We start from the raw sequence: 654 nt of genomic DNA on the forward strand, positions 1-654 counted from the left end.
GTACGGAACTCCCTCGTCGAGGCCGTCGTATTCCACGGTGACGGGTACGGACCGGCCCGTCTCCCCAGCGATGGTCTCCGGAGACACCGACGCGTTTCCGGCCGATTCGTCGCCCACCGCGAAGTTGCGCACTGTGAAGTCGGCCGGCTCACCGTCCGCGGTGGAGTAGAGATGTACCAAGACCCAGTGGGTTCCGGCGTCTGGGTCGGGGAGATCGACCCGTTCGCTGGAGCCGGGGGTGGCCGCCTCGACCGGCAGCTCCTGGCCGTCGGGGCCGAACAAGTACATGTCGAAGTCGGCGGTCGGCGCGCCGGAGACGAGGTCGAACCGGGCCAGACTCGTGCCGTCCGGCACGTCGAACTGGAGCAGGTGGGAGGAGGCGTTGCCGTCTACCTTGGGCGCTTCACCGGCCTCCAGTGAACCATCGGTGACCTCACCGGGGGTGAGGCCCTGGATCGCGACGGAGGTCTCGCCGTCGCGCCCGGGGACGACGTCGAACTCGGCTTGACCCGAGGGTCCTGTTGCGCTCACCTCGTCCGGCACATCCAGGGCGACCGGGTTGACAACGACGGGGCTGCGCACGGTGGCGCCGGCACCACTCCAGGTCAGGGCGCCCTGGGCGTACTCGTCGAGGTCGGCGTCATCCCGAGTCAG

Annotated in this window: 1 protein-coding gene; it reads right to left on the reverse strand. The window is 69.3% G+C overall.

The features are described from left to right. Positions 1-654, reverse strand: a 654-nt coding sequence (locus ELR45_RS35630; RefSeq protein ID WP_205857009.1) for a pre-peptidase C-terminal domain-containing protein, incomplete at both ends; no start/stop codon positions are given.

This window comes from Phytoactinopolyspora endophytica (assembly GCF_004138495.1).
Lineage (GTDB): Bacteria > Actinomycetota > Actinomycetes > Jiangellales > Jiangellaceae > Phytoactinopolyspora > Phytoactinopolyspora endophytica.